This window comes from Actomonas aquatica, from assembly GCF_019679435.2.
In the GTDB taxonomy this organism is placed as follows: domain Bacteria; phylum Verrucomicrobiota; class Verrucomicrobiia; order Opitutales; family Opitutaceae; genus Actomonas; species Actomonas aquatica.
This window is the reverse complement of record NZ_CP139781.1, coordinates 3,588,700-3,603,616: the sequence shown is the minus strand read 5'-3', so window position 1 is coordinate 3,603,616 and position 14,917 is coordinate 3,588,700. Positions and strand designations below refer to the sequence as shown.

The window sequence follows — 14,917 nt, the reverse complement described above, 5'->3', positions numbered from 1 at the left end:
GCAAGGATATAAGATTGACCCCTTATGCGAGGGCGCGGGTGAGTTGGACGCGGTTGCGGACGCCGAGTTTGCGGTAGATTTCGGTGAGCTGGCACTCGACGGTGCGCGGGGATTTGCCGAGGCGGGTGGCGATGTCGCGATTGTGGCAGCCTTCGGTGACGAGGAGTGCGACGCGGCGTTCGTTGGGGGTGAGGCGTTGCAGGAGAGGCAAGACCCCGGGGTTGGCGGAGAGGGGCACGTCGTCGATGCTGCGGTCGGTGAGGAAGAGCACGCGGTAAACGGGCCGACTCCAGGGCGAGGAGCCCGGCGTATCGATCTGCAGGCGGGCGGTGAGGTCGCGGCGCTCGGGGTGGGGGACGCGGCGATGACGCTGTCCGTCGAGGTCGGCACCGAGTTCGCGGCAGGCATCGGCGATGGCCGGGGGCAGTTCGAAGGCGCGGCGCGGGTCGAGTTGACGGGCGGCGGCGCGACCGTGATTCCATTCCGCTGCGGCGGCGTAACCTTCGCGGCTGGCGTAGATGAGGCGCAGGTTGGCGTTGAGAAAGAGGACCGGCACCGGCACCTCGGCGAGGAAACGTTTGATGCTCAGGTGCTGGCTGCGCTCGTCGGCGAGGCGGCGCAGGCGCTGCAGGCCGGCTTCGATCACGGGGTGGAGTTCGCGCAGCAGGGCGATTTCGGCGGCGGTGAATGGACCCTGCGCGCGTTCGCGGCGCACGCTGAGCACGGCGTCGGGGCGATGACCGTCCCAGAAAGCGAGGTGCACGAAGTCCTCCCACGCGGCGTGGTGACGGCTCTGCTGGGCTTGTTGCCGTTCCTGGGCGGACGGGTCTTCCGACACGACGTCGCGGAAGGTGTAGAGCTGCACGCCGGGATGGCGGGCGAGGAAGCCGTGCACGATGTCGAGGTTGGACACGGAGCGACGGTCGGCACGGGGTCCCGGCATGTGATGCCGCGAGTTCAGGGTGTGTTGATCGATGATGCCGTAGAGCAGGCTGCAGGAGTGGTGCGGCACCCATTCGCTGAGCAGCTGCAGGCTGGCCTTCCAGAACGCGTCGAGGTCGACCGCGGTGTGCAGTTGCGAAATGAGCAGGTCACGCCGCTGCGCGGCGGCAGCCGAGGACAGGGAGGAGGACGAAACCGCACCGAAGGACATCAGGCGGAGCGACAGCGGGCCGCGTGCCAACCTGGGCGGCTGGTTGCTGGGTTGCTGGGTGCTGGTCGACTGGTTGACTGGTCGGCTGAGTGCTGATGGCTGATAGCTGATAGCTGATAGCTGATAGCTGACCGCTGCTCGCAGAGCCCTCAGGGAAAGGAGACGTCGCCGTAGGGGTAGTAGTTCTGCAGGTTGACGTGTTCGTAGGGCAGGCCTTGCAGGCGCACGGTGCCGAGGAAGTTCTGGGTGGGCTCGACGATGAGGATGGTTTTGGCGAAGGCGTTGTCGTCGAAGCCGCGCCGGAAATGCACCCGGGATTTGATCACAAACACCTTGTAGTCCTCGAGCGTGATGCCGAGTTCGCGCAGGGGCTCGGGTTGAATGATCTGCTTCAGGAAGGGGCTGATCACGAGGAGGTTGTTGCGTCCAAATTTGACCGAGACCCACGTCTCGTCCTTGCCGGAGCGGCCGAGGCCCGGGGTGACAGTGGCCACGGTGCCGACGATGCGCACGGGGTCGCCGGCGGAGTCGGCCACCCGCCCGCCGACGGGCATGTCAAAGGCATCGCCGGGTTTCACGCCGCCAGCCACCAGTGTCGCGATGGCGTCGCGGTCGGCGACGGTCACGATGAGCGCATCACTCAGGTCCTGTTTGATGATTTCCTGGAGGGTCCAGGTGGCGTAGCCGGAACGGTCGCTGTGATCGGCGATCACTACCGGGTAGGCGCCCGATTCGAGGGCGGCGGCGGCGAGGCTCACCCCTTCGGCGATGGGGTGAATCTGGGTGGTGTTGAGCAGGGCCTCCCGTTGGCGCCAGGCGGTGTGCGCGAGGTCCATGGCGATCTTTTCGGCCAGCTCGGGTTTGCCGTTGGTGGTGACCTGAAAACACATGCCGACATCGGGCACGTCGGACCACGGAAAGCCGTAGAAGAAGTTCACGTAGGTGTCGGGTTCGGTGGACTCCCAGACGAGGCAACGTTGCACGAGATCGGACCACGGGGAGGCGCCGGTCCATTGCAGCACGGTGGGTGAGATGATGGGCACCTTCACCGTGTAGTGGGTAGGCTGATACTGGCCGCGAAGGGTGCGAATGAGTGTGCGGGCGGCGCGTTCGCCCTGCAGGTAGCTGTCGTAGTGCGGGTAGTATTTGACGGTGAAGCCGAGATCGGCGAACGCGTAGAAACTGTCGTCCTCGTTGCCGTGGGGATCGAAGGTCGCGGCGATAAATGCATCGGGGCCGACCACCGCGCGCACGCGGCGGGCGATTTCGGTTTCGGGCTGCGGCACGCCGCGCACGCCCATGGCGCCGTGCAGGGCGAGAAAGACGCCATCGAAGTCACCCTGCGTCTTCAGATCGGCGATCATGTTGCCCATGAAGTGCTCGAAGGTCTCGTGGGTCAGCCAACCCGAACCGGACCCGGCCTTGGAACCGAGCGGTGACTCGATGCCCACCAGTTCCACGCCGGCAAACTCGCGGGCGACAGTGACGAAGCCGCCCATGTAGCTGCGGCTGCCCGACTGGAGCAGGGCTTCTCGCTTGGCGGGGGAGCCCTCGTAGGTGAAGTCGTCGATCGTGGTGTCGTAGGGCAGGAAGGTCACCGTCTCGTGCGAAAAGGTCATCACCGCGATGCGCAGCGGTTTGCCGGGCGCGGAGGGCGTCGCTGCGGCGGAGGCGGTGGAGGCCGCCGTGGCAGCGAGGGCGGGCAGCGACGCACCGGCCAAAGCAGCGGGCGAGAGCGACAGGAAACGGCGGCGGGTCAGGTCCATGGTGCGCTGGAGTAGCGGAGGGCGTGCCGGGCCGTTTAGGGGGAACCCCGTAAATTGTCGGCTCCGGGCGCGAAGCGATTTCCGGGGGTTCCACGGAGGGTGTTGAGCCGAATTCCTGCTAAAAAGGCTGAGGTCGGCGCCACCACCCGCTAGGGCTTGGACGCGCCGCTCTCTTTGCCATGCCTGAACTCTCGCTCACCGAACACCACTTCACCAAACGCGTGCCGCTCACCATCAGCCGCGGCACCTCCACGCACACGCACGTCTTTTTGCTGCGCTGGCAGGAGGACGGGGTGGAGGGGCTGGGCGAGGCGGTGCCGATCGCGATCGACGACCGGCCGCAGACGGCGGACCGCATTCGGGAGGCCTTTGCGACGCATCGGGCGTGGCTGGCGGGGTCGACCGCGTGGGAGCGACTGGAAATCGACCGGCGGCTGTGGGCCGCGGACGCCCCGGCGGCCTTCATCGCGGCGGTTAATCTCGCGCTCTACGATTGGTGGGGGCGACGGCTGGGGCAGCCGGTTTGGAAACTGCTCGGACTGGCGGATCAGCCGGGGCCGCTCACGTCGGTGACCATCGGCATCAACTCGCCCGAAGGCGCGGTGCGTCGACTCGAGCAGTGGCAGGAGGCGGTCGAGGTGTGCGCCTGCAAAGTGAAGCTTGGGTCGCCGGCCGGGGTGGAGGCGGACAAGGCGATGTTTGCGGCGGTGCATGCGGCGCTGCCAAGCGGGTGGCGCGTGAGTGTCGACGCCAACGGTGGTTGGAATCTGGATACGGCGATCGAGATGGCGGAGTGGTTGGCGGACTTCGGCATCGATCACCTCGAACAACCCTTGGTGCGGGGAGGCGAGGCGGACTTGCCGGCGCTGCGCGCGCGGAGTCCGTTGCCGCTCATGGTCGATGAAAGCTGCCGCACCAGCGAAGAGTTGGCGACGCTCGTGGGCGGGATCGACGGCATCAACATCAAGCTCATGAAGTGCGGCGGGCTCGATGGGGCGCTGCGGCTGATCCACACCGCGCGGGCGCATGGGCTGAAGGTGCTCATCGGCTGCTACGGTCACACCGCGCTCGCTAATACGGCGGCGGCGCAGCTCGGTGGGCTCGTCGACTACCTCGATCTGGACAGTCATCTCAATCTGTTGGACGACCCCTTCCGTGGCGCGGAGCTGCGGGCCGGTCGTCCGGTGCTTCCCTCCACGGCCGGTTTTGGCGTTTCCCATGTCTGACGATTTCTCCTCCCACGCGACCCAGCCGCAGCGCTTGGTCCTGTTGCAACACGGCGGGTTCTCCTCCCGCTACGGCAAGACCGGCCTGTCGCTGCTGCGTTATCGCGGGGCCGAAGTGGTGGCGGTGATCGACCGCGAGTTTTCCGGCCGCTCGCTGCGCGAAGTGAGTCGTTTGCCCGACGTGCCCGACCTCACCATCGTTGCCACGATGGAGGAAGCGCTGGCGACACGACCCACGGTATTGGCGATCGGTATTTCGCCTTCCGGCGGGCGGGTGCAGGAGGACTGGTGGTCGGACCTGCGGGCAGCGGTGCGGGCGGGCGTGTCGGTTTGGAACGGGTGCCACACCCCGCTCGCTGCGGATCCCGAAGTGGCGGCGGCGCTGCGGCCGGGGGTGAGGACGTGGGACCTTCGCCGCGAACCCGCCGACCTGAAACCTGGCAAAGCGGCCGCCCGCGGTTTGGGTTGCAAGCGCGTGCTCTTTGTCGGCACGGACATGAACATCGGCAAAATGACCGCGGCGCTGGAATTCGATCGGGCGACGCGAGAGCGGGGACTGCGCTCGGCGTTCGTGGGCACGGGCCAAACCGGCATGATGATTGCCGGCACCGGGGTGTGTCTCGACGCGGTGCGGGTCGATTTTGCGAGTGGCGCGGTCGAGGCCGAGGTGATGCGTCACGGCGCGGACGCCGATGTGGTCTGGGTCGAAGGCCAGGGCTCGATGTTTAATCCCTCGTCGACCGCCACGCTGCCGCTGCTGCGCGGCACGCAACCGACGCACCTCGTAGTGGTGGCCAAGGCGGGACTGAGCAGCTTGCAGGCGTTTCCGGACATCGTTTTGCCGCCGCTGCCGACCGTGGTATCGTTTTACGAAACAGTGGCCGCGGCCGGGGGTGCGCTGACGCCGGCGAAGGTGATGGGTATTGCGCTCAACACTTGGGGACTGGATGACGCGGCGGCGCAGGCGGCGGTGGATGCGGCGGCGGCCGAAACAGGTTTGCCGTGCACCGATGTCGTGCGCTTCGGACCGGGGGCGATCTTCGATGCGATTTTGAGCGGCTGATCACGGGTGGCCGGACGTCGGACAGAGCGGGCGACTGCAAGGATATAGGATTGACCCCTTCGGCGAGAAAACGCTCGCCGTGGGGGCCGGCGCGGGGAAGGGTGCTCGGTCCTATGGAGCGACGATTTATTCTGGATGCGGTGAACCACGGCACGGTGCTGTTGGAGTGGCCGGAACGGCTGCTGGAGCAGGTGCGCGAGGTGATTGAGCTGGAGGAGGATCTGGCCGAGGTGACGCGTCCGTTTACCCAGTTCAACACGGGGGAGATCGAGGAGGAGGACGAGGACGAGACCGAGCCGAAGGCGCTCATCGTTTATACCCACGAGGAGGTTGCCGCGGCGTGCGAAGCGTTGGCCGAGGTGATCCGGGAGGAATACACGAATCTGGATGCGGTCGCCGACAGCCTGGACGAAGTTTTGGAAGACCTCGATGGACTGCCGATGGACGAGTTCTTTGAGCCGCGGCTCGCCGAGGGAGCTTAGGCTTGCTTGGTTTGGATGGAAAAGGGGCCACGGATCACACCGATAACCACGGATTTGTGCCCCTGAATCCGGGCGTGCTGCGGCGTAGCGGCGTTGGAGCGCAGCGAGAACGTGGTCGCCTTCGGGCCACGCTTTCACCTTCGGCTCAAGCGCAGCTCCTCATGGGCCCCAAGGCGTCTTCATCCGTGTTGATCCGTGGGATCCGTGGCTGAAAGGACAAATGAACCAAGTAGAACCAGGCGGAGCTGCGAGTCGGGCTTATTCCGCGACGGCGTCGCCGGCGGCTTGGAGGACGAGCTCCATGTTGGCCTGCACTTCGAGCGGTTGTTGGTCCCAATGATCGAGACACCAGGAGATGGCGGCATCCTGCTCGGCCATCTTGCAGGCGAGCCACCAGCGGTCGCGCAGCGAGAGGTCGTCGACCTGCGGCATGGTCTCAAAAATTTTGTGCAGCACGGCTTCGTCGCCCGTGGCGAGGAAACGACCCCATTGCAGGTAGAGGGCGGGGCGGCTGTCGGCGAGTTGGTTGGACCAGGAGGGCGGGTGATCCGCGATGCGGAAAAGGTCGGCGCGCAGGTCGTCGTTTTTCACCGCGGAGGCGTAGAGGCGCAGCCATTCGTTGGCTTTGGGGTATTCGGAATACCACAGCGCGGCGACCACGATGCGGGCTTCACGCACGGGCAGGTCGCGGCAGTAGAGCAACCACTCGTCGATCAGGTCGGGGTTGTCGCGGAAGAGGCTGGCCACAAAACCGATGCCGATCATGGCGTGACCGGGCAGTCCAAAATAATCGGTGCGGCTCAGCTCATACATGGCCGGCACGAAGCGCTCGGGCTGAGGGTTTTGGAAGTAGTGCTGCAGCCATTCACGGCTGCGCGTTTGGGCCACAGTGGATGCGCTGCAGGGCTGCGTAAGCAGCAGGCCGGCGAGCGCCAACGCACCGTACCGCAGGAGGGTCCGGGGGGAGGGAAACATGGGGGAAGGGGGTTTGCTTACCGGGTCGACGTAAGGGGTGCGCCGAACCAGTCTGGCGAGCCTAGGGATCCAGCAGTTTGCGTAAAGCCAGAGCCCGCTGAAAAGTTTTCATAATAGAGGGGGCGCCGGCCTATTGCGGTCGGTTCTGGCCCCGACTCGGAAAAACAGATGGGAAACCGACTCGAAACATGCGGACAGCACCGGCGAAGCGGCTCACTCGGTGCGCAGGTCTTTGGACGTGGCGAGGGCGATGACGCGGCCCTGGTCGCCGACGGCGCAGTAGAAGTGATAGACGACGCCGTCGTGTTTGATGACCCAGGGTTTGTGGGCGTATTCAGCATCCCATGACTCGGTGGGTTGCACGAGGTGCGGTCCGTCCCACTTGCGCCAGTGCACGAGGTCGTAGGAGCAGGCAAAGGTATCGAAGGCATCGGGCTGCCAGAAGGCGCCGAAGTAAAACATCACCCAGACGTCGCCGATCTTGGTGAGTTGCGGGTCACCGCTGATGGCCCAGCGCGCGCTGCCCACGTTGTTGATCACGGGCCCGTGGCCGTAGCGCCGCCAGCTGTGCAAATCGTCGGAAAGCGCGATGCCGATGGCCTCGCGGTTATAGGGTGGCGCCTTGCCGTTGTAGAACATGACAAAGGGGGCCCCGAGCGTCTCGGTCTCGTCGCGGATGATGGCGCTTTTGTAGAGGGTCTTGCGCTCGAAGTCGCGGGCGTCGCTTTGGTCCGGCGAGAGCACGGGATTGGAGGCGTGGCGCTCCCACGGCGCGATCGCCACCGGATCGGTGGTGGAAGCGAGTCCGATGGACAGAGGGTCGGGTTCGTAGCCCTGTTTGGCGCCGCCGATGTAGGACAACCAGTAACGGCCCTCGTGGGTGCCGAGTTCGTGGGTGGCGTCGTCCCAACGCGTGTCGTAGAGCGAGAGGCCGCCGTCGGCTTGCCAGGCGTCCCAACCCTCGCGGGTGAAGGGCAGGATCTTGCCGAGGCGTTCCCAGTGCAGCAGGTCGTCGCTGACCGCGAGGTGGGTTTCGTAGCCCTGGTTATTCTGGCTGGCGACGAACATCATATACCAACGTCCCTCGTGGCGAAACACGTTGGCGCAGTCGACCAGCTCGCCGGCTTCGCCCCGGAGCACGATGCCGTATTTGTGGGGCGTTTTCACCTCCTCGTAGATCTCCGCCATCGTGGCGGGCGAAACCCAACGGACGCCGCCGCCGGAAGGGAAGGGAGTCACGGGCGGACGTTCGGCGTTGAGGAGGGTGGTGAGGATGAGGGCAAGGAGTCCGCTCGTGAGCGCTCCCACGGGGGAACGGGCGTAGCGACCGAAATGAAATTTCACAAAACGCATAGGGGTATGATTTTAGGGAAGAGGGTCGCAGTCCGGAGGTCAAACGAGGAGCGGGACGACGGCTGTGGCGTCGCGAAGTTGTTGCCCGAAAAACTGGGATTATCGCGTGAGACTTGGCGGTCGTGAGTTAGGGTGCGGGCATGCATTACAAGACGTTGGGAAACTCGGGGCTGCTCGTATCGGAAATCTGCCTCGGCACCATGACCTTTGGCGGCAAGGGCTTTTGGACGGCGATCGGCAGTTTGGATCAATCGGTGGCCGATCGCATCGTGGCGCGGGCCTTGGATGGCGGCGTGAACTTCATTGATACGGCCGACGTGTATTCGGAAGGCCTGTCCGAGGAGATCACGGGCCGCGCGCTCAAAAACAGTGGGCGGGCGCGCGATGAGATCGTGCTCGCGACCAAGGTGCACGGGCGCGTCGGGGAAGGTGTCAACCAACGTGGGTCGTCGCGCGGTCACATCATGGATGGCGTGAAGGCGAGCCTGCGTCGGCTCGGCACCGACCACATTGATCTTTATCAGGTGCACGGCATCGACCCGCTCACGCCGGTGGAGGAAACGGTGGCGGCACTCGATGCGCTCGTGCAGCAAGGCCACGTGCGCTACATCGGCGTCTCCAACTGGTCGGCGTGGCGCATCATGAAGGCGCTCGGTCTCGCGGATCGGCGCGGCTGGGTGCGGCCGGTTTCGCTGCAGGCGTATTACACGATCGCGGGGCGCGACCTGGAGAGGGAGATCGTGCCGCTCCTGGAAGAGGAAAACGTTGGCCTGATGGTGTGGAGTCCGCTCGCGGGTGGGTTGTTGAGCGGCAAGTTTAACCGCGATGGCACGGGGCCGGATGGCGCGCGCCGCGTGAGTTTTGATTTCCCACCGGTGAACCGGGAGCGGGTCTTCGACTGCGTCGATGTCATGCGCACGATCGCCGAGGCGCATGAGGTTTCGGTGGCGCGCGTTGCCCTGGCTTACGTGCTGGCGAAACGCTTCGTCACCTCGGTGATCATCGGCGCGAAGAATGAGGCGCAGCTCGATGACAACCTGGCGGCGACCCAGCTGACGCTGAGCGCCGAGGAGCTGGCGCAACTCGATGCGGTGTCGGCGCTGCCGGCGGAGTATCCGGGCTGGATGATCGAGCGCCAGGCCGACGACGACACGGTGCAGGCCGTGTTGGCGGCGCGGCGTGGGTGAGCGCCGATCAGTTTGTGGCGGGCGCGACGAGGTTGCGGCGTCGCTGTCGCAGCAAAACGAGTCCGCCCGCCAGCGCGGCCATGCCGAGCGCGGTGGTGGCGGGTTCCGGCACGGCAGCGAGGGACGGGGCGCTGGCGCCGACGGCGGTGATGATCTCCAGCGAGTCGACGTGGAAGGAACCGTAGCCCGAAACGTTGGTGGCGGAGCCGTCGCCGATCAGCAGGAAATTGGCGGATCCCACTCCCGTCGGGCCGCCGCCGAGATAAACGCCATCGACGAAGTAGGACACCTGTCCGGCCAGAATGTAGGAGGTGAAGGTGTGAAACTCCGTCATGTCGGCGATGGCATAAAACTCCGTCACGCCTTCGTCATTGGCGTCGCGGTAGCTGAAGTTCACGCCGCCGGGCAGGAAGTAGAAACTCGAGGCGTATCCATCACCATCATACCAGTAGAGCGACCATTCGCCGGACGACTCACCCAAGGCGACGCGCGCGCGGACCAGATTGCCGTCGGCGGTGCCGGCGAGGGAAAAATTGGACGGGTCGCTGTAGCCGCTGGTGCGGCCAAACCAGATGCCCTCGCTCGGTGAGTAGGAGGTGTTCATGGTGAGCACGTCGCCGTCGCTCGACCACGTGGTGTGGGCGAAGCGGTAGTTGGTCGGATGCCCGGGGCCGACGGTGGTGAACCAATCGGCGTATTCACCTTCGGAGGGTTGGAGGTCGCCGCCGTAGAAGTAGGTGACCGGCTGCCCATGGAGCAGCCCGGTCAGGAGCAACACGGGCAGGGCGCAGAGGAGGACGCGAAGGGAGGGGAGAAGGGTGGTCGGCCGCACGACAACGACAGGACACGTGCGCGGCGAGCTGATGCAAACGGAATGCCGTTCGAGCCCCTACGTAAAGGTGCGAAGGTCGCGGCATCGGGTCGATGCCGCTCGGCGGTCGCGATCCTCCTGAGGGGCCCTACTTGTGTTCTTCGTAGCTGATCTCGATCTGGGCGGCGAAGGCCTTTTGTTTCGCGGCGCCCTGGAAGCGGATGCTGTGGGTGAGTTCGTCGTAGATGTATCCATTTTCTGGATCCATCGGGACGGGCTCACCGTCGACGAGCACCTGGAGGCTCGGCACGTAGAGGGTGGCGCCGATCTCCACCGGATCGAGGGCGACGGCCACGGTGTCGGCGATGCGGTCACCGAGGGCAGCGAGGTCGGCGGAGAAGTCGCTCTGGATGTTGAGCACGGCACCGCCGGTGAGCTCGGCGGCGCGGCGATGGGAGACGTTGTCGGGGGCGACGACGGCGTGCATCTGCAGTTTGCCGCGCTGGTTGCCCTTCACGATGATGAAGGGGCGCAGCACCCAGTAGTTGATGTAACCGTCGAGGGTCTGGCGGTCGTCGGGGTGCTCGGCGTTGTAGGCCTGGAGGAGCTCGGGCAGGGTGCCGTCTTCGATCCATTGGGCGCGGCGGGAGCCGTCGCGGGTCGTTTCCCAGGTGGCCATGCGGGTTTCCTCCTCGTCCATGAAGAAGACGACGATGGTGGTGGCCTCGGGGCGGAGGAAGTCGTGCTGACCGTTGTAGGCGCCGGCGACGAAGTTGTAGACGGCGGTGAAGGCGGTGCGGTTGCTGTCGCCGTTGGTGCCGACCTTGACGAGTTCGGCGAAGATGCCGGCGGGCGTGGTGGGTGTGACCCACGGTTGCGGCATGATGTCGAGGGTGACGAGGTTGCCGTTGCTGGCGACGCGTTTGGTGGTCTGGCGGGGCTGGCCGTTGCGGATGGCGACGGGGTAGCCGGCGGCGTTGAGTTCGTCGCCGCGCACGCGTTTGTAGGGGCGGCGGCCGGAGTTGACGAAGTCCGTGGTGAGCACGCCGATGCGGTAGTCGAGATCGCGGGCGTCGAAGAGTTGGCGGAAGCGCTGCAGGTTGGCGGCAATGCGGGCCTGGTGCGGCGCCATGGAGGGCGAGTTGTTGATCACAAACACGAGGTCGACCTCGCGGCTCGAGGAGCGGTCGGCGCGCTTGGTGTGGAAGGTGCGGACGGGCTCGACGGTAACGACGACGGTGTTCTCGACGCCGATGGCAGGGTTGTTTTCGTCGATCGTGTAGTAGGTGAAGCGATCCTCGCCGATGAAGTTGGGCGCGGGGGAGTAGGTGAGCGCGCCGGTGGTCCGGTCGAGGCGGGCGGTGCCGTGGGCGGGTTTGGCCTGATCGTCGAGCACGTAGGCGATTTGCGGATCGGTGATCGTCTCGCGATCGGCAGCGTTCATGAAATCGGCGTGGCTGGGGAGCTGGCCGGAGACGGCGAGGTTGGGTTTGGTCTGCAGGGTGACCGGGACGGCCTGGATGTCGTAGGTGCGCTCGGTGCTGACCTCGAAGGAGTCCATCACGAGGGGGGGCGGCAGGGTGACATCGACGAGGACCTCGTTGGCGAAGGTGAGACCGGTGGTGCGGTTGAGCACCTCGTAGCGGAAGGAGTCGGTGCCCTCGAAGTCCTCGTCGGGCCGATAGGCGAAGTAGCCGAGGCGGGCGGTTTTGTTGGCGAAGACGTCGTCGGAGCTGCCACCGGCGAGACCGACGCGACCGTGGAGCGGTTCGCTGGTGAGGGTGAAGACGAGCTCGTCGGCCATCTGGCTGCTGAGGATGGCGGGAGCGACGGTGAGTTGGCCGGCGACACCCTGGCCATCGGCGGCCACGCGCATGGTGGCGTCGGCGTCGGTGAGGATGGACGCGTCGGACGTATTCTGGGCGGTGGCGGTCGGGACGGTCGGCCCCAGGAGGGCGGCGGCGCAGGCGACGGCGGCGGTGAGCCGGCGCAGGGGCGCACGAGTGAGAGGGAAAAGCTTCATCGGGAAAAGGGTGCAGCCAACATGGATGGCCGGAACGAGCAATGGTTCCGGTTGAGGGGGCGGAGCGAGGGAATTTCTGCGGAGGACGGGGCGAGGTCAAAGCGCGCCACCATTTCGATCGGCGTGGGCACAAAAAAAGACCGGCGTGATGCCGGTCTTTTGAAAAAGTGAAAGGAAAGGGAGAGGGAGTGCCGCGATCAGGTGGACGGACTGACGACGATGTTGTCGGTCGGGATTTCGATCACGACCTCAGTGGACGGTTCCACGTCGTTGTTGTCATCGCCTGCGTCATCATCGTTGGAGTCGTCGTTGCTGGAACCCTCGTCTTCGGTGTTACCGGCGACGTTGGTGTTGGCGCTGTCGTCGGACGCGGTGGCGATCTCGACCGACTTGGTGTAGATGGTGCCTTCGTTGGACGTGACGGCGTCTCTGGCGGTGGAAAGGCGAACGAGGGCGTTGCGGAACTCCACGCGTTCGGCGGTGCTCATGGGCTGACGCTGCATGTTTTTGGCATCCTCCATCTTGGTGCCTTCGGGGATCTCGGCGTATTGACCGTCGGTGCCGATGAAGACCACCAGACCTTCGTTGACCTTGAGGATGAGGTTGCCGGTCGCGACATCGATCTGGAAGAAGAAGACGGTGCCTTTGACGGAGACCGCGCCGTCGGGGCTGTTGACGGTGTAGACGGAACCCGGTCGGAGGGAGCGAACGTCGTTGGTGATACCACCCTTTTCGACGAAGAGTTCGAGGTGGGACACGGACGGCTCGATCGTGTCGTTGATGAGGTCGGCGGGGTCGAAGGGAGCCTGCGTGAAGGAGGCGATCTTCACGGCGGAGTCTGCCTCCACCAGCACGGTGGAGCCGGTGGAGAAGGCGATGGACGCGCTGGAGTCGGCGGCCGTGACGATGGTCGCACCGACGGGCAGCGTCTCGTTGAGGACGATCGGTGCGGAGGCTCCGGTGGTGGGGTCGACCCAGGATACGTCACCGGTGATGTCAGTCACGGTGAAGAGGCCGGCGTTGGGCTGGGACTGGGCTGAGAGGGAAAGACCAGAGCCGATCACGAAAAGGGCGAACAGAGAAATAGAACGGCGGGCCTGAGTGGTGAGCCGAAGGAACAAGTGTAGGTGTTGCATAAGCGATGGAGCCGTCTGGCGGTGGGTTAGCCGGTTGAGGGCGCGGGTTGGATTGCGAGACAAGGCCCATCGGTGCGATTAAAGCGGAACTTGAACTGCGGGATTACGTAGTGTGATCCGGGAATCGGTGGGGGAATAACCCGGGTCGTTTGCAGTGCTGTGGCAGCGGCTATTGCCTGTGGGCATGCTGGATACCTCCTCCCATACGACCCGACCGCAGGCTATCGCGCGCATCGTGCTGGGGGCTTTCATGACCCTGGCCGGTGTAGCGCACCTCACTTTTCAGCGTGGTGAGTTTCAGGCGCAGGTGCCGCCGTGGGTGCCGCTCGACACGGACTTTGTGGTGCTAGCCTCCGGGGTGGTGGAGATCGCGCTCGGTTTGGCGATGCTGATACTCAAACGCTACCGGGTGTGGGTGGGGCTGAGTCTTGCGGTGTTCTACGTGCTCATCTTCCCGGGCAACCTGTCGCAATACACGAACGGCATCGACGCCTTCGGTTTGGACACGGATGCGAAACGGTTTGCCCGGCTGTTTTTCCAGCCGGTGCTCATTCTCTGGGCGCTGTGGTCAACCGGTGGGCTGGCTGCGTGGCGCCAGGCCCGGCAACGCTAGCGGCCGATATCAAGAATATAAGATTGACCCCTTCAGGCGAGGCGGCGCCGCATGACCCAACCGAGGACGATTAGGCCGGTGAGGGCGGCGTAGGTGCTCGGCTCGGGGACGGCGCTCAGGCTGACTTCGCGGGTGATGATGCCGTAGGCGCCGACGGCCACGAGGCGGCCGTCACCCATCGCGATGTCGGAAAGATCGTAGGGGGCGTTGTTGGTCGTCGTCACGGTGTCGCGCAGCCAGGTGGTGCCATCGACCGAGGAGAAGGCGTTCATGTCGGTGAAGTTGTCCGAGCCGCCGACGGCGACGTAACCATAACCGGTGTCGATGACGCTGCTCAGGTAGCCGGTGGCGCCTTCGATGACGGTGATGACCGGCGCGTCGTTGAGATCGGAGGTGAGCACCGTGGCGGCGTAACGGGAGCCATCGCGATCGGTGCCGACCAGCAGATAGTCCGAGCCGGTATAAAGTCCGCCGATGGCCTCGAAGGCGTAGTCGTTGATGCTTTGGGTGAAGGTCGTGCCGTTGGTCGAGGTGTAGACGTCGGTGTTGTCGAATTGGAAGCGGCGAAAGGCGTAGTGAGTGGTGCCGTCGAAAAAGGACGGTGTCATCGACAGGTTGTTGACCACGGCGCGCAGGTTGCTGGAGCCATCGATGCTCACGGTCTTGCCGGTTTGCCCGGCGAAGTAGCTGCCGTAGTCGGAGGTGACATTGGTCCAGGTCTGGCCATCCAGTGATTCGTAGATGGCGGCGGCGCTGCTGTTGGAGGCCCCGATGGCCACGTAGCCGGTGGAGCCGATGTTGTTGCCTTGGGCAAGGGTGCCGAAAGCGACGTCCTCAAAGATCACGTTGGAGCCCGAAAAGTCGCCGGTCTCGACAAAGTTGAGTCCGCCATCGGTCGACGTGGCTATCCGGCCAAAGCCATTCACAGCGACAAAACCACCGTTACCGTAGGTCACCCCGTTCCAAGAGTTGAGCGACGGTGCCGACACCACATTGGTCCACTGAGCAGAGAGGCTGGGTGCGAGGGTGCAGGCGAAGACGCCGGCAAGCACGCCAAGCGATCGGGGAAGGGCGAAGCGTAAAGTAGTCATGGCAAGGGTGGGCGAAAGCTCGCCTCACCTTAGTGCCG

General features: G+C 65.0%; 13 protein-coding genes. 5 read left to right on the top strand and 8 right to left on the bottom strand.

The genetic code is table 11. The features are described from left to right. Positions 1 to 22 precede the first annotated feature (22 nt). A complete protein-coding gene (locus K1X11_RS14020; protein WP_221031439.1) occupies positions 23 to 1,153 on the bottom strand; it encodes a helix-turn-helix transcriptional regulator in 1,131 nt (376 codons plus the stop codon). A 149-nt stretch (positions 1,154 to 1,302) separates the two neighbouring features. Continuing rightward, entirely contained in the window at positions 1,303 to 2,787 is a 1,485-nt protein-coding gene (locus K1X11_RS14015; protein WP_343212929.1) for a M81 family metallopeptidase, read from the bottom strand. A gap of 311 nt (positions 2,788 to 3,098) precedes the next feature. On the opposite strand from K1X11_RS14015, the gene K1X11_RS14010 reads away from it, so the two are divergent. The 3 genes from K1X11_RS14010 to K1X11_RS14000 all read left to right on the top strand — a co-directional run bounded on the left by K1X11_RS14010 (position 3,099) and on the right by K1X11_RS14000 (position 5,690). Then, a complete protein-coding gene (locus K1X11_RS14010; RefSeq protein WP_221031437.1) occupies positions 3,099 to 4,145 on the top strand; it encodes a dipeptide epimerase in 1,047 nt (348 codons plus the stop codon). Further along, positions 4,138 to 5,208 (top strand): N-acetyltransferase DgcN family protein, encoded by a 1,071-nt coding sequence (locus K1X11_RS14005; protein ID WP_221031436.1) that lies wholly within the window; start codon positions 4,138 to 4,140, stop codon positions 5,206 to 5,208. The genes K1X11_RS14010 and K1X11_RS14005 overlap by 8 nt, the downstream gene beginning before the upstream one ends. A 113-nt stretch (positions 5,209 to 5,321) precedes the next feature. After that, positions 5,322 to 5,690, top strand: a complete 369-nt coding sequence (locus K1X11_RS14000; RefSeq protein WP_221031435.1) for a hypothetical protein — start codon at positions 5,322 to 5,324, stop codon at positions 5,688 to 5,690. Positions 5,691 to 5,948: 258 nt separating this feature from the next. On the opposite strand, the gene K1X11_RS13995 is transcribed toward K1X11_RS14000, so the two are convergent. Next, positions 5,949 to 6,578 carry a hypothetical protein gene (locus tag K1X11_RS13995; RefSeq protein ID WP_324725987.1) on the bottom strand — a complete coding sequence of 210 codons (630 nt, stop codon included), beginning with the start codon at positions 6,576 to 6,578 and terminating at the stop codon, positions 5,949 to 5,951. 300 nt (positions 6,579 to 6,878) lie between these two features. Next, positions 6,879 to 8,018, bottom strand: a complete 1,140-nt coding sequence (locus K1X11_RS13990; protein ID WP_221032737.1) for a glycoside hydrolase family protein — start codon at positions 8,016 to 8,018, stop codon at positions 6,879 to 6,881. Positions 8,019 to 8,158: 140 nt separating this feature from the next. On the opposite strand from K1X11_RS13990, the gene K1X11_RS13985 reads away from it, so the two are divergent. After that, a complete protein-coding gene (locus K1X11_RS13985) occupies positions 8,159 to 9,205 on the top strand; it encodes an aldo/keto reductase (RefSeq protein ID WP_221032736.1) in 1,047 nt (348 codons plus the stop codon). 7 nt (positions 9,206 to 9,212) lie between these two features. Here K1X11_RS13985 and K1X11_RS13980 read toward each other — a convergent pair whose 3' ends face one another. From K1X11_RS13980 to K1X11_RS13970, 3 genes are all read right to left on the bottom strand, one after another. Then, positions 9,213 to 9,983 (bottom strand): PEP-CTERM sorting domain-containing protein, encoded by a 771-nt coding sequence (locus K1X11_RS13980; protein ID WP_221032735.1) that lies wholly within the window; start codon positions 9,981 to 9,983, stop codon positions 9,213 to 9,215. Between the two features lie 181 nt (positions 9,984 to 10,164). Continuing rightward, positions 10,165 to 12,039 carry an Ig-like domain-containing protein gene (locus tag K1X11_RS13975; protein WP_221032734.1) on the bottom strand — a complete coding sequence of 625 codons (1,875 nt, stop codon included), beginning with the start codon at positions 12,037 to 12,039 and terminating at the stop codon, positions 10,165 to 10,167. 197 nt (positions 12,040 to 12,236) lie between these two features. Continuing rightward, a complete protein-coding gene (locus K1X11_RS13970) occupies positions 12,237 to 13,103 on the bottom strand; it encodes a FecR family protein (protein ID WP_221032733.1) in 867 nt (288 codons plus the stop codon). 256 nt (positions 13,104 to 13,359) lie between these two features. Here K1X11_RS13970 and K1X11_RS13965 point away from each other — a divergent pair, with 256 nt between their 5' ends. Beyond that, complete coding sequence (locus tag K1X11_RS13965; RefSeq protein ID WP_221032732.1) at positions 13,360 to 13,788, top strand: DoxX family protein; 429 nt, start codon at positions 13,360 to 13,362, stop codon at positions 13,786 to 13,788. Between the two features lie 32 nt (positions 13,789 to 13,820). On the opposite strand, the gene K1X11_RS13960 is transcribed toward K1X11_RS13965, so the two are convergent. Then, positions 13,821 to 14,879 (bottom strand): PEP-CTERM sorting domain-containing protein, encoded by a 1,059-nt coding sequence (locus K1X11_RS13960; RefSeq protein WP_221032731.1) that lies wholly within the window; start codon positions 14,877 to 14,879, stop codon positions 13,821 to 13,823. Between the last annotated feature and the right edge of the window lie 38 nt (positions 14,880 to 14,917).

What these genes read in the sequence shown, in the direction of transcription:
- K1X11_RS13960 (WP_221032731.1), bottom strand. Translation starts at nt 14,879, where the DNA reads ATGACTACTTTACGCTTCGCCCTTCCCCGATCGCTTGGCGTGCTTGCC.
- K1X11_RS13965 (WP_221032732.1), top strand. Translation starts at nt 13,360, where the DNA reads ATGCTGGATACCTCCTCCCATACGACCCGACCGCAGGCTATCGCGCGC.
- K1X11_RS13975 (WP_221032734.1), bottom strand. Translation starts at nt 12,039, where the DNA reads ATGAAGCTTTTCCCTCTCACTCGTGCGCCCCTGCGCCGGCTCACCGCC.
- K1X11_RS13990 (WP_221032737.1), bottom strand. Translation starts at nt 8,018, where the DNA reads ATGCGTTTTGTGAAATTTCATTTCGGTCGCTACGCCCGTTCCCCCGTG.
- K1X11_RS13985 (WP_221032736.1), top strand. Translation starts at nt 8,159, where the DNA reads ATGCATTACAAGACGTTGGGAAACTCGGGGCTGCTCGTATCGGAAATC.
- K1X11_RS14000 (WP_221031435.1), top strand. Translation starts at nt 5,322, where the DNA reads ATGGAGCGACGATTTATTCTGGATGCGGTGAACCACGGCACGGTGCTG.
- K1X11_RS14010 (WP_221031437.1), top strand. Translation starts at nt 3,099, where the DNA reads ATGCCTGAACTCTCGCTCACCGAACACCACTTCACCAAACGCGTGCCG.
- K1X11_RS14005 (WP_221031436.1), top strand. Translation starts at nt 4,138, where the DNA reads ATGTCTGACGATTTCTCCTCCCACGCGACCCAGCCGCAGCGCTTGGTC.
- K1X11_RS14020 (WP_221031439.1), bottom strand. Translation starts at nt 1,153, where the DNA reads ATGTCCTTCGGTGCGGTTTCGTCCTCCTCCCTGTCCTCGGCTGCCGCC.